The 19,339-nt window shown below is 69.2% G+C and carries 19 protein-coding genes and 1 pseudogene; 18 read left to right on the plus strand and 2 right to left on the minus strand.

Annotated elements, in window-relative coordinates:
* Nucleotides 1–130 precede the first annotated feature (130 nt).
* The 15 genes from ACQCX5_RS13685 to proC all read left to right on the plus strand — a co-directional run bounded on the left by ACQCX5_RS13685 (nucleotide 131) and on the right by proC (nucleotide 16,083).
* The gene (locus ACQCX5_RS13685; RefSeq protein ID WP_434542600.1) at nucleotides 131–1,039 is read left to right on the plus strand and encodes an IclR family transcriptional regulator; all 909 of its coding nucleotides are present in this window, start codon (nucleotides 131–133) and stop codon (nucleotides 1,037–1,039) included.
* 17 nt (nucleotides 1,040–1,056) lie between these two features.
* A complete protein-coding gene (locus ACQCX5_RS13690; protein WP_434542601.1) occupies nucleotides 1,057–2,355 on the plus strand; it encodes an ABC transporter substrate-binding protein in 1,299 nt (432 codons plus the stop codon).
* The gene (locus tag ACQCX5_RS13695; RefSeq protein ID WP_434542602.1) at nucleotides 2,345–3,310 is read left to right on the plus strand and encodes a carbohydrate ABC transporter permease; all 966 of its coding nucleotides are present in this window, start codon (nucleotides 2,345–2,347) and stop codon (nucleotides 3,308–3,310) included. Before ACQCX5_RS13690 ends, ACQCX5_RS13695 begins: the two co-directional genes overlap by 11 nt.
* Nucleotides 3,307–4,215, plus strand: a complete 909-nt coding sequence (locus ACQCX5_RS13700) for a carbohydrate ABC transporter permease (protein WP_434542603.1) — start codon at nucleotides 3,307–3,309, stop codon at nucleotides 4,213–4,215. The genes ACQCX5_RS13695 and ACQCX5_RS13700 overlap by 4 nt, the downstream gene beginning before the upstream one ends.
* Before the next feature lie 5 nt (nucleotides 4,216–4,220).
* On the plus strand, nucleotides 4,221–6,953 hold the full coding sequence (locus tag ACQCX5_RS13705) for a hypothetical protein (RefSeq protein ID WP_434542604.1): 2,733 nt from the start codon (nucleotides 4,221–4,223) through the stop codon (nucleotides 6,951–6,953).
* Between the two features lie 56 nt (nucleotides 6,954–7,009).
* On the plus strand, nucleotides 7,010–8,116 hold the full coding sequence (locus tag ACQCX5_RS13710; RefSeq protein ID WP_434542605.1) for a glycoside hydrolase family 88 protein: 1,107 nt from the start codon (nucleotides 7,010–7,012) through the stop codon (nucleotides 8,114–8,116).
* A gap of 1 nt (nucleotide 8,117) precedes the next feature.
* Entirely contained in the window at nucleotides 8,118–8,942 is an 825-nt protein-coding gene (gene kduI, locus ACQCX5_RS13715) for a 5-dehydro-4-deoxy-D-glucuronate isomerase (RefSeq protein ID WP_434542606.1), read from the plus strand.
* Nucleotides 8,939–9,709 (plus strand): SDR family oxidoreductase, encoded by a 771-nt coding sequence (locus tag ACQCX5_RS13720; protein WP_434542607.1) that lies wholly within the window; start codon nucleotides 8,939–8,941, stop codon nucleotides 9,707–9,709. The genes kduI and ACQCX5_RS13720 overlap by 4 nt, the downstream gene beginning before the upstream one ends.
* Complete coding sequence (locus tag ACQCX5_RS13725; RefSeq protein ID WP_434542608.1) at nucleotides 9,706–10,356, plus strand: bifunctional 4-hydroxy-2-oxoglutarate aldolase/2-dehydro-3-deoxy-phosphogluconate aldolase; 651 nt, start codon at nucleotides 9,706–9,708, stop codon at nucleotides 10,354–10,356. The genes ACQCX5_RS13720 and ACQCX5_RS13725 overlap by 4 nt, the downstream gene beginning before the upstream one ends.
* Nucleotides 10,356–11,453 carry a sugar kinase gene (locus ACQCX5_RS13730; protein WP_434542609.1) on the plus strand — a complete coding sequence of 366 codons (1,098 nt, stop codon included), beginning with the start codon at nucleotides 10,356–10,358 and terminating at the stop codon, nucleotides 11,451–11,453. The genes ACQCX5_RS13725 and ACQCX5_RS13730 overlap by 1 nt, the downstream gene beginning before the upstream one ends.
* Nucleotides 11,454–11,528: 75 nt before the next feature.
* Complete coding sequence (locus ACQCX5_RS13735) at nucleotides 11,529–12,437, plus strand: sugar phosphate isomerase/epimerase family protein (protein ID WP_434542610.1); 909 nt, start codon at nucleotides 11,529–11,531, stop codon at nucleotides 12,435–12,437.
* The gene (locus tag ACQCX5_RS13740) at nucleotides 12,437–13,378 is read left to right on the plus strand and encodes a proline dehydrogenase family protein (protein WP_434542611.1); all 942 of its coding nucleotides are present in this window, start codon (nucleotides 12,437–12,439) and stop codon (nucleotides 13,376–13,378) included. The genes ACQCX5_RS13735 and ACQCX5_RS13740 overlap by 1 nt, the downstream gene beginning before the upstream one ends.
* Nucleotides 13,375–14,196 (plus strand): CPBP family intramembrane glutamic endopeptidase, encoded by an 822-nt coding sequence (locus ACQCX5_RS13745; protein ID WP_434542612.1) that lies wholly within the window; start codon nucleotides 13,375–13,377, stop codon nucleotides 14,194–14,196. Before ACQCX5_RS13740 ends, ACQCX5_RS13745 begins: the two co-directional genes overlap by 4 nt.
* Nucleotides 14,197–14,230: 34 nt before the next feature.
* Nucleotides 14,231–15,274: an aspartate-semialdehyde dehydrogenase gene (locus tag ACQCX5_RS13750; RefSeq protein WP_434542650.1), complete on the plus strand. Its 1,044-nt coding sequence runs from the start codon at nucleotides 14,231–14,233 to the stop codon at nucleotides 15,272–15,274.
* Nucleotides 15,271–16,083 carry a pyrroline-5-carboxylate reductase gene (gene proC, locus ACQCX5_RS13755; protein WP_434542613.1) on the plus strand — a complete coding sequence of 271 codons (813 nt, stop codon included), beginning with the start codon at nucleotides 15,271–15,273 and terminating at the stop codon, nucleotides 16,081–16,083. The genes ACQCX5_RS13750 and proC overlap by 4 nt, the downstream gene beginning before the upstream one ends.
* Nucleotides 16,084–16,126: 43 nt before the next feature.
* Here the strand turns inward: proC and ACQCX5_RS13760 are convergent, their stop codons facing one another.
* Complete coding sequence (locus tag ACQCX5_RS13760; RefSeq protein ID WP_434542614.1) at nucleotides 16,127–16,960, minus strand: endonuclease domain-containing protein; 834 nt, start codon at nucleotides 16,958–16,960, stop codon at nucleotides 16,127–16,129.
* A 1,093-nt stretch (nucleotides 16,961–18,053) separates the two neighbouring features.
* Here ACQCX5_RS13760 and ACQCX5_RS13765 point away from each other — a divergent pair.
* Nucleotides 18,054–18,155: a 30S ribosomal protein bS22 gene (locus ACQCX5_RS13765; protein ID WP_002550589.1), complete on the plus strand. Its 102-nt coding sequence runs from the start codon at nucleotides 18,054–18,056 to the stop codon at nucleotides 18,153–18,155.
* A 90-nt stretch (nucleotides 18,156–18,245) separates the two neighbouring features.
* Here the strand turns inward: ACQCX5_RS13765 and ACQCX5_RS13770 are convergent, their stop codons facing one another.
* On the minus strand, nucleotides 18,246–18,461 hold the full coding sequence (locus tag ACQCX5_RS13770; RefSeq protein ID WP_434542656.1) for a hypothetical protein: 216 nt from the start codon (nucleotides 18,459–18,461) through the stop codon (nucleotides 18,246–18,248).
* On the opposite strand from ACQCX5_RS13770, the gene ACQCX5_RS13775 reads away from it, so the two are divergent.
* Together ACQCX5_RS13775 and ACQCX5_RS13780 are read left to right on the plus strand one after the other, a co-directional pair.
* A complete protein-coding gene (locus tag ACQCX5_RS13775) occupies nucleotides 18,369–18,572 on the plus strand; it encodes a hypothetical protein (protein WP_434542651.1) in 204 nt (67 codons plus the stop codon). The genes ACQCX5_RS13770 and ACQCX5_RS13775 overlap by 93 nt on opposite strands.
* Before the next feature lie 78 nt (nucleotides 18,573–18,650).
* Nucleotides 18,651–19,319, plus strand: a pseudogene (locus ACQCX5_RS13780) (redox-sensing transcriptional repressor Rex); the annotation flags it as partial.
* Nucleotides 19,320–19,339: the final 20 nt, after the last annotated feature.

Here is a 19,339-nt window from a genome sequence, read left to right on the forward strand (position 1 = left end):
GCGAGACCGAGGAACAGTACGACGAACCAACCATTGACACAACCACGGTGCAGACCTAGCGTTGGCTTCATTCAGCGGAACGACGAACTGATCAGCGGGACGCGTCGACCGGCTGAGGAGTGGGGGCACAGTGGACCATCCATACGACGCCGGGACCGACTCGGGCCTCATCGACCCCGGTTCCATCGATCCCGGTTCCATCGATCCCGGTTCCATCGATCCCGGTTCCATCGATCCCGGTTCCATCGATCCCGGTTCCATCGATGCTGACAAGCAGAACCCGATCGGCACGCTGCAACGGGGGCTGGCCATCCTGGGCGTGCTGGCGAGCGGCGAACAGCCGACCGTCGGCAGCCTCATCGAGCGCTTCGACCTGTCCAAGAGTGCTGCCTTCCGGGTGCTGATGACGCTGCGCGAACACGAACTCATCGAGTGGGACTCCACCCTGAACGGCGTGGTGCTGCCCTCGGTGCGCTCGGTGCACCTGGGCATGGCGGGCCTGCGTGCGTTCGACCCGTGGGAACACGGGCGGGTCGAGTTGGTCAGGCTCGCCCAGCAACTCGACGAGGCAGCTCTGATGGCCGTGCGCGACGGCGACGAGATGGTCTACATCGCCCACGAGGACCGCAGCGACCACGCCGTGGGGGTGCGCCGGCTGCTGGGCAGCAGGCGGCCGATGTACTGCAGTTCGTTGGGCAAGGCCTTCCTGTCGCGACTGGACGAGGCAGACCTTGACTCCTACCTGCAGCGCGCCGAGTTCAAGGTGTTCACCCCCACCACCATCACCGACCCCGACCAACTGCGCCGCGAACTGCTCGAGTCGCGCACGCGGGGCTGGGCCATCGACCGTGCCGAACACGAATCAGGCGTCATGTGCTTCGGTGCGGCGGTCGTCGACCACGTCGGCCAGCCGGTCTGCTCCATCTCGGTGGCAGGCCCCTATGACCGGATCAACGAGGGCCGGGACCACATCGTCGCGCTGTTGATGCAGACAGCCCGATCCATCTCTGAACGTCTGGGCCACGCGCCCCGCAACTGAACCGAAAGGGCAGTCCCATGAGAAGAATCCGCAACGTCGCGGTGGGCTTCCTGTGCGCCGCAGCACTCGTGCTGTCCGCATGCTCGCCCGGCGAGACCGAAGCAGGCCCCTCAGCCAGCAATACCGACGCGCGCCAAGGGGTCCAGGAACTCACCTACCTCTACTTCACCGACGGCCCCGACGAGCAGGCCACCCGCGACCTGATCGCCAAGTACGAGAAAGAGAAGGGCGTCAAGGTCAAGCTCGAGATCATCCCCTTCGCCAACCTCGAGCAGACCCTGCAGGCCCGATTGTCCGGCGGCAACGCACCCGATGTGGCGCGGTTGACCAGCCTCACCAACTTCCGGGACGACCTGCTCGACCTCAACCAGTTTCAGAAAGAGGCGCTCGACGGCAAGTTCATCGAGGGCTTCGACGCGGCAGCCAACAGCGATGGCAAGCGGCTCGCGGTGCCGTCCGACCTGACCATCAACGGACTGTTCGTCAACGAGGACCAGTTCAAGAAGGCCGGCGTGCCGATCCCCGAGGTGGGCAAGGCCTGGAAGTCGTGGCAGGAGATGGTCGATGCCGCCAACAAGGTCAAGGCCGCCAACAAGACCGAGTACGCGGTCGCCGCCGACGTCTCGGGGCACCGGTTCTCGACGATGCTCAGCCAGTACGGCACCACCCTGATCTCGGCCGACGGCAAGAGCGCTGCGGTCGACCAGACCAAGACCACCAAAATGCTGACCGACCTCAAGAAGTGGAACTCCGACGGCACCATGCCGCGTGACCTGGTGCTGCAGGCCGGGTCGAAGTACAAGGCGGCCAACGAGATCTTCCTGGCCGGCCAGACACCGGTCTACCTGTCCGGCAACTGGCAGATCGGTGCCTTCGCCAAGAACGCCAAGTTCACGTGGCGGGCCCTGCCCAACGCGTGCGAAGAGCGCTGCGGCGGATTCCCCGGTGGCAAGTTCATGGCCGGTTTCAAGCAGTCCAAGAACCCAGCCCTCGCCGCCGAGTTCATCGCCTGGATGAACTCGACCGACAACCAGAAGCAGATGGTGGCCGACGCCAACTTCCTGCCGACCCGCACCGACCTGCTCAAGGCCGACATCCCCTACAAGACGCGTCCCGCGGACATGAAGGTGTACGTGTCCGAAATCGAGACGACGCCTGCCGACACCTATGTGAGCGCCTACTCGCCGGCCTTCAGCAATTCCGCCAAGGCGCTGGTGACGGCGATCGCCGAGGTGCTGGCCGACAAGACCACCCCCGAGGCGGCAGCCGCGAAGCTGAAGACTGACGTCGAAGGGGCCATCAAGGATGCAGGCTGACCCTGCGCTCCCCTCGGTCGAGGGTGCCCTGGACCTCCCCTCGGTCCAGGGCGCCCCCGCGCCCGCGCAGCCCCGTCGACGGTTCCGGCTGACCCAGCAGAAGGTCGCCCCCTACCTGTTCGTGCTGCCGAACATGCTCGTCTTCGGCCTGTTCACGATCTACCCCGCGCTGAACATGTTCAACATGGCGCTCTACGACTCCCGCAACGGGCGCACGTTCCGCTGGGTCGGCGCAGGCAACTTCACCGAGATCGCCACCGACGGCGAGTTCGCGCGGGTGCTGGGCCAGACGATCATCTTCACCACCGGGTTCGTGGGGCTGACCGTGGTCTTCTCGACGCTGTTCGCGATGCTGCTCAACGACAACTTTCCCGGCCGCACGTTCTTTCGCGCCGTCGTGTTTCTGCCCTCGCTGCTGTCGGCGGTGGTCATCGGCCTGCTGTGGGGCTGGATGTTCGACCGGTCGAACGGCCTGATCAACACTGTGTTCGGCGCGTTCGGCCTGCCCCAGCCGGGCTGGCTCGTGGACGGCGGCCTGGCCATGGGCGTGATCATCTTCGTGGGCCTGTGGATGCACACCGGCTTCTACACCTTGATCATGCTCGCCGGCCTGCAGGGCATCGACCCGAATGTGCACGAGGCCGCCAAGGTGGACGGTGCCACCTCATGGCAGCGGTTCACGAAGATCACCTGGCCGCTGCTGGCCCCGACGACGCTGGTGGTCGTGATCCTGTCCACCATCTCGGGCTTCCAGTCGTTCGACTTCATCTGGACCCTCACCGGCGGTGGCCCGGTCGGCAGCACCACCCTGATCGTGCAGTACATCTATGAGAAGGGCTTCAGCACCCCCAGCCGCTACGGCCTGGCCGCCGCCGGCGGAGTGGTGCTGTTCGCCATGGTGTTCGTGCTCACCACCATCAACTTCGCCTACGGGCGTCGCAAGGGGGCAGCATGAGCACCGCCACCGGGTCGTCCCAAACCCACACGAGCGACCACCGCACCACCGACCGCCGCAGGACGTGGACCTCGACCAGCGGCCGGCACACCCCGCCGGTGGTCACCGTGCTGCGCTATGCCGTGCTCGGCAGCGCGGCCATCGGCGTGCTGGTCCCACTGGTCTGGACCGTGCTGTCGAGCTTCAAGACGCAGTCCGAGCTGGCCCAGCGCCCGCCCAAGCTGCTGCCGCAGAGCTTCGCGCCCACGAACTATGTCGAGGCCCTGCAGCGGTTCGACTTCACCACCTACATCTCGAACTCGGTGATCGTCACCATCGGCGCCACTGTGCTGACGGTCGTGATCAACACCATGTGCGCGTATGGCCTGGCGAAGTACAACTTTCGCGGCCGCGACGCCCTGTTCGTGCTGGTGCTGGCAATGATCATGGTGCCCCTGCAGGTGATCCTGATCTCGATCTACCAGGTGGCCGCCAACCTGGGCCTGGTCAACTCGCTGTGGGGCCTGATCATCCCGCCCGCGGCCACCCCCACCGGGGTGTTCCTCATCCGGCAGTACATGCTGTCGATCCCCGACGAGCTCATCGAGTCGTCCCGCGTCGACGGGGCCGGTGAGTTCTCGACCTTCCTGCGCGTGGTGGTGCCGCTGTGCGGGGCACCGATCGCGGTCGTGACGATCTTCTCGATCATGTGGCGGTGGAACGACTTCCTCTGGCCGCTGGTGATCAGCCAGGACTCGAGCAAGTACACGCTGCCGGTGGCGCTGGCCCAGTTCAGCGCCGAAGAGGTCGTCTCGTTCAACTACATCCTCGCGATGAGTGTGGTGACGATGCTGCCGGTGGTCATCATCTTCCTGTTCCTGCAGCGCTACATCGTCACCGGTATCGCCAACACGGGAATCAAGTGAGGACCATGATCACCGACCGCACCATGATCACCCACCGCACAGTCCACAGCCTCGACGCCCGGGGTGCCGTCCGTGACTGGCTGGTCTCGCCGGCGTTCGCACTCGATGCCGACCTGTCCGGTGTGCTGCCGGCCGACGGACAACCGTGGGGTCAAGAACCCGGCACCCCCGTCAGCCACGTCGATGCCCGCTGGGTGCTCACCAACGGCCCGGACGTCACCCCGCTGAAGCAACGGTTGCTGCCCACCGTGGCGCTGACCCGCCCACCGGTCGGCGCGCCGCTTGAGGGCGGGGCGTTCAGCCTGTTGACCGACGACAGCAGCGCCACCGGTGCGCACGAGTTCAGCGACACCTGGCGCCGCATGCACACCGCCGACGACGGGCTGCTCGACTGGTCGGAATTCTGCTACACCCCGCAGTGGCGGTTCGTGGCCGCCACCACCCAGGTCGAGGTCGACCAGGCCGATGCCCGCCGGCTCGTGGTCGAGTCGACCGGCCCGTTTGCGTTGTGGCTCGACGGCGAACTGGTCGCCGGCAGTGAAGCCGTCCGCTACATGGAACCAACCCCCACCGAGGTCGAGGTCTGGCTCGCTTCCGGCGTGCACACCATCGCGTTGACCGGCTGGCAGATCGCCCTGCGCGAGGTGCGCCAGGTCTATTGCCTGCGCGTGCTCGGCCTGCCCGTCCGCGTCGTGGTGCCCTCACCGGGCGCGGACGAGGCCGTGGCCGCCCAGGCCGAATGGGCGCTCAACGGCGTGGGGACGACCCGCTGGGGTGCCGTCGAACCCGAGGTGCTGCTGACGGGCCCACGGGGGCTGGCCGTCGATGTCACCGCCGCCGGCACCACCCGCAGGGTCACGTTCGACGACGCCCCGGTGACGGTCGACCTGCGGGTGCAGGGCACCGGCGAGGACGAGGCCGAACTGTCCTCGGGTGGCACCGGCGCGTCGATGCTGGCCCGCAAGTACGACGAGATCGAGGTGCGCCTCGCCGACTGCCCGACCAGCCCGATCAGCCGGCGCTTCCCCTTCGCGCGCCTGCCCGAGCACTACCGGGGTGAACCGCAGGGTGACCCGGCACTGTGGCGCACCGAGTTCCTGGCCCACGCCGTCAGCATCGGCGGCACCGGGGCGGCCCTGGCGGGTTGGGCCCTGCGCGAGGGCGTGGGTGCCGACGGCCCCGGCGACTGGGCCGTCACCGACGAACACGTCGCCAAGGCGACCTGGATGATCCGCCATCGCGCCGACTGTGCCGACTTCGAGGCCGTCGGGCTGGTGCACCTGCTGCACCGGGTGCCCGAGCAGCGCTGGCAACCCGGCGTGCGCGACCGGGTGGTCGACGCCCTGCTCGGCTTCAAGTACTGGATCGACCAGCCCGGCCTGGATGCCATGTGCTATTTCACCGAGAACCACCAGTTCGTCTGGCACACCGCAGAACACCTTGTCGGCTCGCTGTTCGCCGACCGGGTGTTCACCAACAGCGGCTGGACCGGCGCCCAGCACGCCGAGCACGGACTCGCATTGGCCAGTCAATGGCTCGACGTCCGCCTGCCCGGCGGGTTCGCCGAGTTCGACTCGAACGCCTACCTGGCGATCGACTGCCTGGCCGCGGTCTCGCTCGTCGAGTTCAGCCCGGACGAGGCACTGGCGCGGCGGGCGGGTGCACTGGCCGACCGGGTGCTGCTGTCGCTGGCCACCAACTCCTGGCGCGGCATCCACGGCGCGGCGCACGGCCGTTCCTATGTGCAGACCCAGCGCAGTTCCCGGCTCGAAGAGACCGCGCCGATCCAGTGGGTCTGTTTCGGCATGGGAGCGCTGAACGACGCCGTGCTGCCCGCCTCGGTGGTCGCCACCGCAGCGCGCTACCAGGTGCCGCCGGTGGCCCGGGCGCTCGCGTCGTCCACACAGACCACCACCCGCGAACAGGTCTATGCCGGGCAGTACCGCTTCGAGCACGACCTGCTCTCGCGGCCCTACCAGTCTCGGGTGGTGGTGCACCGCACGCCCGAGGCGATGCTGTCGTCGGTGCAGGCGTATCGCCCCGGGCTGCCCGGGCTGCAGGAACACGTCTGGGGCGCCACCCTGTCAGCTGAGGTGCAGGTGGCCGTCACCCACGTGCCGAACTCGTCGGTCTCGCCGTCGTCGCGGCCGAATGCGTGGGCCGGCAACCGCATCCTGCCCCGCGTGCACCAGCACGGCGACATGCTGGTCGCGCTGTACCGGCCGGGGCCGGGCGAGGCGCTCGGGTTCACCCACGCCTGGTTCCCGACGACCCACATGGACGAGCACACCCAACACGGGTCGTGGACGGCCGGACGTGTCGGCGACGGCCTGGTCGCGGTGTCCTGCGACGGCGGTGCCCGGCTGGTGCGCGCCGGGGCGGACGCGGCACAGGAGCTGCGCCCCCGTAGCGGCGCGGGCACGGCCTGGGTGTGCGTCATCGGGTCGGTGGGCCGCGACGGCAGCCTGGCCGACTTCGTCGCCTCGCTGGTCGAGCCCGACTATGCGCCGGGTGACCTCGGGCCGCGGGTCGCCTACCAGCGACCGGGCGCCGCAGGTCGTCCGGGGGCCGCCATCGAGGTCGACTTCGACGGCCCGCTGCTGCTCGACGGTGCCATCGCGTCGGCCACCGATGTCGAGCCGGGCCTGTCCGGCCCCGGTGTCGGGCGCGACGGCGACGTGCTGTGGTGGGACTGGGACGGGCAGCGCCATGAGATCGACCTGGGGGCCGACCGGTGACCGCGCCCAGCACCGGCCCTGTCGGCCCAGTCGGCCCAGTCGGCCCAGTCGGCCTCGTGGGCCTCGACCCCACGTCGGCGGCGCTCGCCGACCCGCCGCCGCAGCCGGTGCCAGCGTCGTCCCTCGACCGCGACCTGCTCGTCGACTGCGCCCACCGGGTGCTGGCGCATGCACGCGGACTCGACTGGTCGCGCTGGTTCTGGGGTGAGGGCGTGGTGCTGATCGGGCTCGTGCGCAGTGCGCGGGCACTGGGTGAGCCGGTACCTGCCCTCGTCAGCGACTACTTCGACGCCCACCCGGTCGGCTCGATCGTCGTCGACCACGTCAACTCACTCGCCCCCGGTGCAGCGGCCGCGATGATCGGCCGCACCGACGTCGGCGACCACCTGCTCGGCTGGCTCGACGCCCCCGGCTCGGTCACCCTGGCCCAGAACGGTGCTGTCGAGCACTGGCCGGGTGGGGTGTGGGCCGACACCGCCTACATGCTGGGCACCTTCCTGGTGCACCACGGGCACCTGGTCGGGCGACCCGACCTGGTCGCGGACGCCGCCGAGCAGTGGGTGCGCCACGCCGAGGTGCTGCAAGACCCGGTCACCGGGCTGATGGCCCACGGCTCGCACCGCGGCGAGGTGCCGCCCTGCCACTGGGGACGGGCGAACGCCTGGCTGGCGCTGGCCGCGTGCGAACTGCTCGAGTCGCCGCTGCTGTCGGACGACGCCCGCGCCCGCATCACCGCCGACCTGTCGCGCCAGCTCGCCGGGGTGCGGGCAGCCCTGCCCGACGAAGGCATCTGGGACGTGCTCATCGACGCCCACCCCGAGACCCGCGGCATCGCCGAGGCGTCGGCCGCCGCGGGGCTGGTGGCAGCGATGCTGCGGGCGTCGGTGTTGGGCATCGACACCGACGCCAACCGGGGCACCGCCCGCGAGGCGCTGTGCCGGCTGCTGCCCTATCTGGACGAGCGTGGCGTGCTCACCCACACCAGCGCCGGCACCGTGCTGCAGCTGGTGCCGTTCGGCTATTCGGTCATTCGTGACGACCGCCCGCAGCTGTGGGGCCAGGGGCTGGTGCTGCAGGCACTGGCTGCGGCCCTCGAGTGCCTGCCCGAGATGTTGACCACCACAAACCCGCGACCAGAATCCCAGCCATCAGGAGTTGAGTGACATGCCCATCGACGTGCGTCACGCCGTTGCCCCCGACCAGTTGCCCCAGTTCACCACCGCCGACCTTCGCGACCGGTTCGTCGTCGGCGACCTGTTCGCCGAGGGCGAGTGCCGCTTCTGCTATTCGATGGCCGACCGGCTCGTCATCGGCGGCGTCGTGCCCGGCGGTGCGTCCGTGCCGTTGACCACGCCCGACGAGGTGCGCTCGGAATACTTCTGCGAGCGGCGCGAGCTGGGGGTGGTCAACGTGGGTGCCGCCGACGGCATCGTCACCACTGATGGTGTCGAGCACGTGCTGGCGCCGGCTGATGTGCTCTATGTCGGGCGCGGCACCCGCCAGGTGGTCTTCGCCGGTGACGCCCGCTTCTACCTGGTCTCGGCCCCTGCGCACGCCGAGCACCCGACGGTCAAGGTGACCAGGGACGAGGCCATGCCGGTGGCGCTGGGCAGCATCAAGACCTCGAACGAGCGGGTGATCCACAAGTACATCCACGCCGAGGGGGCCGCCTCGTGCCAGCTGGTGCTGGGCGTGACCTTCCTGGCCGAGGGGTCGATGTGGAACACCATGCCCGCCCATGTGCACGAGCGCCGTAGTGAGATCTACCTGTACTTCAACCTGCCCGACGATCAGCGAGTGGTGCACCTGATGGGCGAACCGCACGAGACGCGGCATGTGGTGCTCGCGAACGAGCAGGCGGTGATCTCGCCGCCGTGGTCGATCCACGCAGGCATGGGCACCGCGTCGTACGCGTTCGTCTGGGCGATGGCCGGTGAGAACCTGGACTACGGCGACGTGGAACAGCAACCGATCGTGGGGCTGCTGTGACCACGGCACAGTCGGCGGGCAGCGGGCTGTTCTCGCTGCAGGGCCGCGTGGCCGCCGTCACCGGCGCGAGCCAGGGCATCGGTGCAGCCATCGCCGCAGCGCTGGCCGTTGCCGGTGCCGACGTGGTGGGCACAGCCAGGGGCAGCCAGGCCCCGTCCGAACTCGTCGACGCCGTGCAGGCCGCCGGACGCACACTCACCTGGCTGCCCTGCGACATGGCCGACCCCGATGCCGTGGCCGCGCTGGCCGACCAGCTCGGCAGTGTCGATGTGCTCGTCAACAACGCGGGCATGATCATCCGCGAACCGGCCGTCGGGCATTCCGACCAGACGTGGCACCAGGTCATGCAGGTCAACCTCAACGCCCCGTTCGTGCTGGCCCGTGAGGTCGGGAGCCGGATGGTCGAGCGCGGCAGCGGCAAGATCATCTTCATCGCCTCGATGCTGTCGTTCCAGGGCGGCATCCGGGTGCCGAGCTACACCGCCTCGAAGTCGGCCATCGCCGGGCTGACCAAGGCGCTGGCGTGCGAATGGGCGGCGTCGAACGTCAACGTCAACGCCATCGCTCCCGGCTACATCGCCACCGCCAACACGCAGGCGCTACGTGACGACCCGGTGCGTTCGCGCGACATCCTGGCCCGCATCCCGGCGGGGCGGTGGGGCGAGGCCGACGACATCGGTGCCACCGCCGTGTTCCTCGCCTCGGAGGCGGCCCGGTATGTGCACGGGGCCGTGATCCCGGTCGACGGTGGCTGGTTGGCGCGATGAACGACATGGTGGCGACCGAGGTGCTGGCGCAGGTGCTGGCCCAGCGCATCGTCCCGGTGGTGGTCATCGACCGTGCCGGGGACGCCCAGCCGCTCGGCGATGCGCTGGTCGCCGGCGGGCTGCCGGTGGCCGAGGTGACGTTCCGCACGGCTGCGGCACCGGACGCGATCAGGGCGCTGGCGGCGCGGGGTGACGTGCTGGTGGGCGCGGGCACGGTGTGCACGCCGGCCCAGGCGCAGCTGGCCTGCCGCAACGGCGCGCGGTTCCTGGTCAGCCCGGGGCTGTCGCGGGCGGTCATCGAGTGGGCCCACGAGCACGGGGTGCCGGTGCTGCCCGGGGTGATGACCCCCAGCGAGGTGATGGCCGCGCTCGACCTGGGCGTCGAGGTGGTCAAATTCTTCCCGGCCCAGGTCGCAGGTGGGGTGGGCATGCTCAAGGCACTCGCCGGACCCTTCCCCGACGTCCGGTTCGTGCCGACGGGCGGTATCAGCGCGGACACCATGGCCGACTACCTCGCGCTGCCCTGCGTCGCGGCGGTCGGCGCGTCGTGGCTGGTTGAGCGCAGCCTCGTCGCCGGCGGACAGGTCGACCAGATCAGCGACCGACTGCGCGCGGCCGTCCGGATCGCCAACCGGCAGGGGGCGTGATGAACCTGCAGCTCAAACCCGCCGACGACTGCCGCTACGACGCCGTCGCCCTGGGCGAGGTGATGTTGCGGCTCGACCCGGGTGAGGACCGGATTCGCTCGGCGCGCACGTTCAGCGCCTGGGAGGGCGGCGGTGAGTACAACGTCATCCGCGGCCTGAGCAGGGTATTCGGGTGGCGCACCGGGGTGTTGACCGCACTGGTCGACAACGAGGTGGGCCACCTGGTCGAGGGCCTGATGCTGGCCGGTGGCGTCGACACCAGCCGGGTCGTCTGGCAGCCGCACGACGGCATCGGCCGCGAACTGCGCAACGGGCTCAACTTCACCGAACGCGGCTTCGGCGTGCGTGGGGCAGTCGGCGTCTCGGACCGCGGGCACACCGCAATGTCGCAGCTGCGGCCCGAAGAACTCGACCTGGACGGGCTGTTCGACCAGGGGGTGCGGTGGCTGCACACCGGCGGCATCTGCGCTGGTCTGTCGAGGGCCAGCGGTGAGCTCGTCCTCGACGTCGTGCGACGCGCGAAACAGGCGGGGGTGGTGGTCTCGTACGACCTCAACTACCGGCCCAGTCTGTGGCAGGGGATCGGGGGGCAGGCGGCCGCGCAAGAGGTCAACCGCGAGATCGCCCGGCACGTCGACGTGATGCTCGGCAACGAAGAGGACTTCACCGCGTGCCTCGGGTTCGAGGTCGAGGGAAATGCCGACGGGCTCGGCGAGCTTGACCGGTCGGGCTACGAGGCGATGATCGCCCGGGTCGCTGCCGAGTACCCGCAGCTGGCGGTGATCGGCACCACCCTGCGTGAGGTGCACTCGGCGTCGCGCAACTCCTGGGGTGCGATGGCGTGGTCGCCGGGGACGGGAGTGGTGCACGCCACCCAGCGCGACGACATCGAGATCCTCGACAGGGTCGGTGGCGGTGACTCGTTCGCCTCGGGGCTGGTGCACGGGCTGCTGGCGGGTGAGGGGTTGGCGCGGGCCGTCGACCTGGGCGCTGCCCACGGGGCGCTGGCGATGACGACCCCGGGCGATGTCAGCCGGGCCACGCGGCGCGAGGTCGAGAAACTGGCCGACGGCGGCAGCGCCCGGGTGCTGCGGTAGACGTGATGTCCAGTCGGCCCATCCGCATCACCCGGCCCGTACCTGCCCGCCCCGGATCAGCGCTAGTTTGGAACCGTGAGCGCACACAACCCCGTCGTGCTGTCGACATCCTCGGTCTACCCCGAGGCCACCGCCAGCGGCTTCGAACTGGCCGCCCGCCTCGGCTACGACGGCGTTGAAGTGATGATCGGCATCGACCCCGTGGCCGGCGACATCGACCGTGTCGAGGCGCTGCGCGATTTCCACGAGGTGCCGGTGCTCTCGATCCATGCCCCCACGCTGCTGGTGACCCAGTCGACCTGGGGCACCGACCCATGGCACAAGCTCCACCGTTCCGGCGAGGCCGCCAAGCGGCTCGGCGCCAAGGTTGTCGTGGTGCACCCGCCGTTCCGGTGGCAGCGCAAGTACGGCCGTGACTTCGTCGAGGGCATCAAGCGGCTCAACAAGCACTTCGCCCCCATCAAGTTCTGCGTCGAGAACATGTACCCGTGGCGCTCGGTGGTGGGGCAGTTCATGGCCTACCTGCCGTATTGGGAACCCACCGACCTGCCCCACGACTACCTCACCCTCGACCTGTCCCACGCCTCGACCGCCCACCGCTCATCACGTGACTACGCCGCGGTCTGGGGCAAGCGGCTGCAGCATGTGCATTTCACCGACGGTTCGGGGTCATTCAAGGACGAGCACCTGATGCCCGGTGAGGGTGACCAGGAGGCCTTCGAGCTGCTCGATGACCTGGTCGCCGATGGTTACCAGGGCCAGATCGTGCTCGAGGTGAATTCGCGCCGGGCCGGCAACCGTGCCGCCCGCGAGGCCCTGCTGGGGCAGGCGCTCATTGACATCCGCACCCGGCTGGGCCAGGACGTCGCCGAGGGCACCCGCCGCCACACCGAGGATGCGCTCGAGCTCGTGCTGACCGCGGCACCCGAAGACCTCGGTCCTGACCCGAGGGGCGCACTGGGCCCCGATTGGAGAGATGGCTGATGACCCAGGACGACCGCACCCCCCGGACGCTCACCACCCGGCTCGCCACCAGCGCGCAGCTCGAGCACCTCGTGCGTTCCCGGGGGCTGGGTGACCTGCTCGACCAGTTCATCGCCGGCGAGACCCCGTCGACCGCCGTCGTGCTGGCCATGGACCTGGCCACCAAGGGCCTCGACGTCGACTTCGCCCGCACCACCACCACCGCCACCACCGAGCAGGACGCGCAGCAGGCGGCTGATGAGTACCTCGAGGTGGTCCAGTCGGCCCACGGCGCCGGACTGGTCGGCTTCGACGTCTCGATCGCACTGCACGGCCTCGGGCTGGCCCTGGGCGGCCGGGGTCGGCAGCTGGCGCTGGCCCATGCCCGCGACATCGCGGAGGCTGCCCACGCGGCCGGCGGCACCACCACCGTCGAAATGGGCCCCCCGGACGAGGTCGACGACGTGCTGGCCGCCGTGGTCGAGCTGCGTCGTGCTCGTCCGGATGTCGGGGTGACCCTGCAGGCGCGCCTGTGTCGCAGCGCCTCTGACCTCGAACAGTTCCTGGACGCGGGCAGCCGGGTGCGGCTCTGCAAGGGTGCCTTCCCTGTCGGCCACGCCGAGACGTTTGACACCGAGCGCGAGGCCGACCGCAATTTCGTGCGGATGCTGCGCACCCTGCACGAGTCGGACGCCTATCCCATGACGGCCACCCACGACGCCCGTCTCGTCTCGATCAACCACGAACTCGTGCGCCGCAACCGGCGCACCCGCGCCGACTACGAGTTCCAGATGCTGCTGGGCGTGCGTTCGCTCGAACACCGCCGGCTCGTCGACACCGGACGCCGCCTGCGCGTCTACCTGCCCTTCGGGCGGCGCTGGTATGCCTACATCGTGCACCGCGCCCTCGACAACCCCCGCACGTTCGGCCTGTTCGCCAGGCAACTGGTCAACCGCCGGTGAGCCGGGCGTTGCCGGCACGGTTCTCGCTGCCCACCACCCCCCTGCCGGACGCGCCGCTGCGACGCCGCCTCGGCTGGGAGACCGGCCTGCTGCTGGCCCTGAGCCTGGGCCAGTCCGGGGTCTATGCCGTGCTGCGCATCACCGAACGGATGACCCGCCCCGAGCCGCTGGCCCAGCAGACCTCGACGCTGAACGTGAGTGCCACGCCGGATCGTCCGTGGCTCGACTTCATCTACCAAACGACGGATGCGGTGTTCCTGGTGGTGCCGGGGTTGATGGCGATCTTCCTGGTCACCACGGTGCTGCCGCCACGGGGCGAGGGCTCGGGCGCGCTGCGTGTCATGGGCCTCGACGGTGGTCGCAGGGGCTTCGACATCGGCTGGGGCTTCGGCATCGCCGCGGCCATCGGTGTGCCGGGGCTGTTCTTCTATCTGGGTGCGCGGGCGCTTGGCATCAACACCAATGTCGCCGCGGCCAACCTCACCGACACCTGGTGGACCATCCCTGTGCTGGTCGTCGCCGCCTTCGCCAACGGGTTTGTGGAAGAGGTGGTCATGGTCGGCTACCTGTTCACCCGCTGGGCCCAGGCCGGCATGGCGATGTGGCCGGTGCTGGTGGTCTCTGCCCTTGTCAGGGGCTCCTACCACCTGTACCAGGGCTGGGGCGGGTTCGCCGGCAACGTGCTGATGGGCCTGGCGTTCGGCGCGTTCTTCCTGAGGACGAAGCGGGTGTGGCCACTGGTGGTCGCCCACGGGCTGATCGATGTCGCCGCGTTCGTCGGGTATGCGCTGCTGGCGCCGCGGGTGAGCTGGCTTTGAGCAGCTGACGCCCTCGTCCGATGCCCACCGTAGACTGGAGGGCATGCATGTTGGAGTTTTTGGGGCCACCGGCCAGGTCGGCGGCGTGATGTTGAAGCTGCTCGCCGAGCGCGACCTGCCCATCACGTCGATTCGTTTGTTCGCATCTTCCCGCTCGGCGGGCAAGACCATTGACTTCAAGGGCAAGCCGATCACGGTCGAAGACGTCGCCATCGCCGACTTCGACGGGCTGGACATCGCCCTGTTCTCGGCCGGCAAGGGTGCGTCGAAGGAATACGCCCCCAAGGTGGCCGCGGCGGGAGCGGTCGTCATCGACAACTCCTCGGGCTGGCGCATGGACCCCGAGGTGCCGCTGGTCGTCAGCGAGGTCAACCCCGACGACATCGCCGACCGGCCCAAGGGCATCATCGCCAACCCGAACTGCACGACCATGGCCGCCATGCCCGTGCTGCGTCCGCTGCACGAGGCCGCAGGCCTGAAGCGCCTTGTCGTGGCCACCTACCAGGCCGTGTCAGGTTCGGGGCTGGCTGGTGTGGACGCCCTGGCGGCGCAGATCCACGACACCGACCACCCCGAGCGGCTGGCCCATGACGGCACCGTGTTCGAGGACGGCAACACCGCCCCTTATGTGGCGCCCATCGCCCACAACGTGGTGCCACTGGCGGGTTCGGTCGTCGATGACGGCAGCCTCGAGACCGACGAGGAACAGAAGCTGCGCAACGAGTCGCGCAAGATCCTGCACATCCCCGACCTGCTGGTCGCGGGCACGTGCGTGCGGGTGCCGGTGTTCACCGGTCACTCGCTGGCGATCCATGCCGAGTTCGAGGGTGAGATCACGCCTGAGCAGGCGAGCGCGCTGCTGGCCGATGCCCCCGGCGTCGAGCTCGTCGACGTGCCCACACCGCGCAAGGCGGCCGGCGCCGACCCGTCGCTGGTGGGGCGCATCCGCGCTGACCAGTCGGCCCCCGAGGGCCACGGGCTGGTGCTGTTCGTCTCGAACGACAACCTGCGCAAGGGTGCCGCGCTGAACGCCATCCAGGTGGCCGAGCTCGTGGCCAAGGAGTTGCAGGCACGATGAGTGAGCCGCAGGCTGGTGCTGGGTTCGGTCGGATTGCGGTGATCGGCGCCGGCAACATGGGCGGCGCCATCCTGCACGGGCTCATCAAGGCGGGCACCAACCCGTCCGATGTGGTGGCCGCCGAGCCGTCGGCGGCCCGCCGCGAGGCGCTCGAGGCCGACCTGGGCATCGGGACCACCGCCGATGCCGCTGAGGCGGTCGAGGGTGCCGACGTGGTGCTCGTGGCGGTCAAGCCGCAGTACGTGGTCGAGGTGCTGACGGGCCTGCCCATTCGGGACGGTGCGCTGCTCGTCTCGATCGCGGCTGGGGTCACCATCGCGACGCTCGAGGCGGCCGTGCCGCAGGCCCACGTGGTGCGGGTGATGCCGAACACCGCCGCGCTGGTGGGTGAGGGCATGGCCGGGTTGTCGGCCGGCAGTTCAGCGACCGCGGACGACCTGGGCACCGCCACGGCGCTGCTCTCGACGGTCGGCCGCGCGGTGGTGGTGCCCGAGTCGCAGCAGGACCTGGTCGTGGCCGCTTCGGGGTCGGGCATTGCCTACCTGTTCCTGGTGGCCGAGGCGATGATCGAGGGCGGGGTGACGCTCGGCCTGACGAGGGCGCAGGCTGATGAACTCGTCCGACAGACGTTTGCGGGTGCGTCGGCGATGCTGGCCAATGGCGAGCACCCGACAATCCTGCGCGAGCAGGTGACCAGCCCCGGGGGAACGACGGCGGCGGCGCTGGCGGAGTTGGACGCGCATGGCCTGCGCACGGCGATCCTGGCGGCAATGACCGCGGCCCGGGACAAGTCGCGCGCGCTGGGCTGAGTGTGGGGGGCCGCGACCTGCGGAACTGGCCCGGGTGCCCCACTCAGGCCACGTCCGCGAGCCATCCCGCCCCCAGGTGCGGTGCCCGTCCACGCCACCCACGCGCCCGCAGCGCTGCCTCGACGCGGCGCATCAGGGCAACGGGGTCATACAGCGCAATCGCCGTCACCCTGATGACGGTCCAGCCTTCACGTTCGAGGTCTTCGTAGCGGCGGATGTCCTTGTCCCACTGGTTCGAATCCGTCAGGTGCTGCTTGCCCTCGTACTCGAGCACCACCTTGTGCGCGGGCCACGCGAAATCGACTGTGCCGAGCGACCTGCCATCGGCGGCCAGCACCGTGTACTGGGCCCGCGGGGCCGGCAGTCCGGACAGGTGCAACATCATGCGGGTGCGTGACTCGCGCACTGACCCCGAGTTCGCCACGCTCAAGTGCCAGGCTTCTGGACGATACGTGGCCAGCTCAGTCTCATCGGAATACCTCAACCGACCCAGGCGTCGCAGCTCGTCGATGGTGATGACTTCGTCGATCAGCCGCAGGTCGGCGTCGTCGAGGGCCCGCCTGATCGAGGCGACGCTGCCGTCCATGGGTTGGTGCGCCGGCACGGTGATGATGCCGTCGCGACGCACCCGGGCATCGGTCGCCAACCACACGGGGGAGTCGGCGCCGATGCTCGCGCCCCGCAGTCGCAGGGCGGTGATTCCCGTGACGGTCGAGTCGGGGACGAGCGCCCGCGCCGCGGCGACCAGCACCCGCAGGGTGGGCTCGACGTGGACATCGACGTAGACACCGCGGAAGAGACGGCGGAACTTCGGACCCTGCAACTGGCCCCGGGTGATGCCGGCGACGGCGGCGGTCTCTGGCGTGAGGATGCGCATGTGCCCATGGTGGGGCCGGATTCGAGGGGTTCGGGGGTTATCCACAGGGGGAGTTTCTGCGGGGGTGTCATCCACAATCCGGGGTGGGGCTCTTGCCAGCGGGCGGTGTTGACGGTATGGGCTGGACGAGATCCGTGCAGTCGTGGCGCTGGTGTCAGTTGTGCAGGTTCTGGTGTGCCGGGGGCGGGGCATCTTCGGCCCGCCTTGCGTGGATCGGGCCTGCCGACCTTGCACAACTGGCACGCATGCCTCGTCCGCACGCGGTGTGGACGATTGCGGGTGCAGTCGTGGCGGTGGTGTCAGTTCTGCAGGTTCTGGTGTGCCGGGGCGGGTCATCCCTGGCCCGCCGTGCCTGGATCGAGCCCGCCGACCTTGCACAACTGGCACGCATGCCTGGTCCGCACGCGGTGTGGACGATTGCGGGTGCAGTCGTGGCGGTGGTGTCAGTTCTGCAGGTTCTGGTGTGCCGGGGGCGGGTGATCTTCGGCCCGCCGGCGCGTGGATCGAGCCGCTGACCTTGCACAACTGGCACGCATGCCTCGTCCGCACCTCCGCCAGAAGAAACCAGGCGCAGTCGTGGCGGTGGTGTCAGTAATGCAGGTGTGAGGTTGTCAGTGGTGCAGGTGTGAGATCCGGCGGATCGGGGTGGGGTGGCCCGGCTGGTGGGCGTGCTTGGTCTCTGGGGTGGCTCGGGCGTGCTGATCTTGTAGAAGTGGCACGCATGCCTCGTCCGCGCCTCGGGTGGACGATGGCGGGTGCACTCGTGGCGGTGGTGTCAGCTCTGCAGGTTCTGGTGTGCCGGGGCGGGTCATCTTCGGCCGCCGGCGCCTGGATCGAGCCCGCCGACCTTGCACAACTGGCACGCGTGCCTCGTCCGCAGGGGGTGTGGACGATTGCGGGTGCACTGGTGGCGGTGGTGTCAGTTGTGCAGGTTCTGGTGCCGACGCCCACCCAATCCACTCCCCACGCGACCCCACCCACACCCCGCCCCTGAGCAGCCGATTCGGTCGACACCGGCATCAGGCGGTATGATCGTCCCTTGCTGCCCCGGCTGAGGTTCTCGGGGTCCCTGTTCAACACCGAAAGGCCTACCGTGGGTTCTGTCATCAAGAAGCGTCGCAAGCGCATGGCTAAGAAGAAGCACCGCAAGCTGCTCAAGAAGACGCGCATCCAGCGTCGCCGCGCCGGCAAGTAATCGACGCTCACCGAGAATCAGTTGATTCCCGGTTCGTTCTCGCGCTGGTTGTTCCGGCGCGGGAACTCCACATCTGGCGATGACACCGCATCACCCCAGCGGGGCGATGCGGCTTTCGTCGTCCCCGAGCAGGTCACGTCCGCATTCGCGGCCGACCCGAAACGCCGGGTCGTCGTGGCCACCCGCCAGGGCTGCCACCTGTGCGATGACGCCATGGCGACCGTCGCCGCGCACTGCGCCCCCGACGAGTGGACGAGCCTCGATGTCGACGCCGATGACGACCTGCGGGCGATGTTCACCGCGCATGTGCCCGTCGTGTGGGTCGACGGTCGGCTGTTGACCTATTGGACGTTGTCGGAAGTCCAACTACGGCAGGCACTCGAGGTGGGACATTGGCCCCCACCACCCGATTTGTGAGAGCATTCACGTACTTGTCATGAGTTTCGTCAGGCTGTTACGGCCCGGACGAACTCCTGCCACACCAAAGGAGTCGACGTCGTGAGCGACCAGGCCATCTCGGGCGCCACCATCGGCCGCCTGCCGATCTACCTGCGTGCGCTGGGCGACATGAGCCGGGCCGGCACCACCACGGTGAGCTCCGAAGCCCTGGCCGCGGCCACCGGTGTGCAGTCATCGCTCGTGCGCCGTGACCTGGCCCAGTTCGGCAGCTATGGCATCCGCGGGGTGGGTTACAACGTCGCCACCCTGTCCGAAGAGATCCAGCACCTGGTCGGCGCGCACAAGCTCTGGAAGGTGGCGCTCGTGGGCGCCGGCAACCTCGGCCACGCGCTCGTCCGGCATTTCGGCTTGTCAGCGGACACGTTCACGATCGTCGCCATCGTCGACATCAACCCGGACGTCGTGGGCACCACCATGGCCGGGGTCACGGTGACGCACCAGGCCGACCTCGCCGACACGCTGCGCCGGACCGGCGCCGAACTCGCCATCATCGCGACGCCGGCCAGCGCCGCCCAGCAAGTGGCCGACGCCCTGGTCGAAGCCGGCGTGCACAGCCTGCTGAACATGGCCCCCATCACCCTGCACGTGCCCGAGTCGGTCACCGTGCGCAGCGTCGACTTCACCCAGGAGTTGTTGATCCTGAGCTACCACGAGGCCCATCGCTCGCCCCCCGCAGCGACCGCCGACGCCTCGACCAAGAGCTGAAGGTGGCACCAGCACATGAA

The organism is Aestuariimicrobium sp. G57 (genome assembly GCF_050110855.1).
Lineage (GTDB): Bacteria > Actinomycetota > Actinomycetes > Propionibacteriales > Propionibacteriaceae > Aestuariimicrobium.

Coding starts and splice junctions, on each gene's coding strand:
- ACQCX5_RS13690 (WP_434542601.1), top strand. CDS start 1,057: ATGAGAAGAATCCGCAACGTCGCGGTGGGCTTCCTGTGCGCCGCAGCA.
- ACQCX5_RS13695 (WP_434542602.1), top strand. CDS start 2,345: ATGCAGGCTGACCCTGCGCTCCCCTCGGTCGAGGGTGCCCTGGACCTC.
- ACQCX5_RS13700 (WP_434542603.1), top strand. CDS start 3,307: ATGAGCACCGCCACCGGGTCGTCCCAAACCCACACGAGCGACCACCGC.
- ACQCX5_RS13705 (WP_434542604.1), top strand. CDS start 4,221: ATGATCACCGACCGCACCATGATCACCCACCGCACAGTCCACAGCCTC.
- kduI (WP_434542606.1), top strand. CDS start 8,118: ATGCCCATCGACGTGCGTCACGCCGTTGCCCCCGACCAGTTGCCCCAG.
- ACQCX5_RS13725 (WP_434542608.1), top strand. CDS start 9,706: ATGAACGACATGGTGGCGACCGAGGTGCTGGCGCAGGTGCTGGCCCAG.
- ACQCX5_RS13730 (WP_434542609.1), top strand. CDS start 10,356: ATGAACCTGCAGCTCAAACCCGCCGACGACTGCCGCTACGACGCCGTC.
- ACQCX5_RS13740 (WP_434542611.1), top strand. CDS start 12,437: ATGACCCAGGACGACCGCACCCCCCGGACGCTCACCACCCGGCTCGCC.
- proC (WP_434542613.1), top strand. CDS start 15,271: ATGAGTGAGCCGCAGGCTGGTGCTGGGTTCGGTCGGATTGCGGTGATC.
- ACQCX5_RS13760 (WP_434542614.1), bottom strand. CDS start 16,960: ATGCGCATCCTCACGCCAGAGACCGCCGCCGTCGCCGGCATCACCCGG.
- ACQCX5_RS13775 (WP_434542651.1), top strand. CDS start 18,369: ATGGCGACCGTCGCCGCGCACTGCGCCCCCGACGAGTGGACGAGCCTC.
- ACQCX5_RS13770 (WP_434542656.1), bottom strand. CDS start 18,461: ATGCGCGGTGAACATCGCCCGCAGGTCGTCATCGGCGTCGACATCGAG.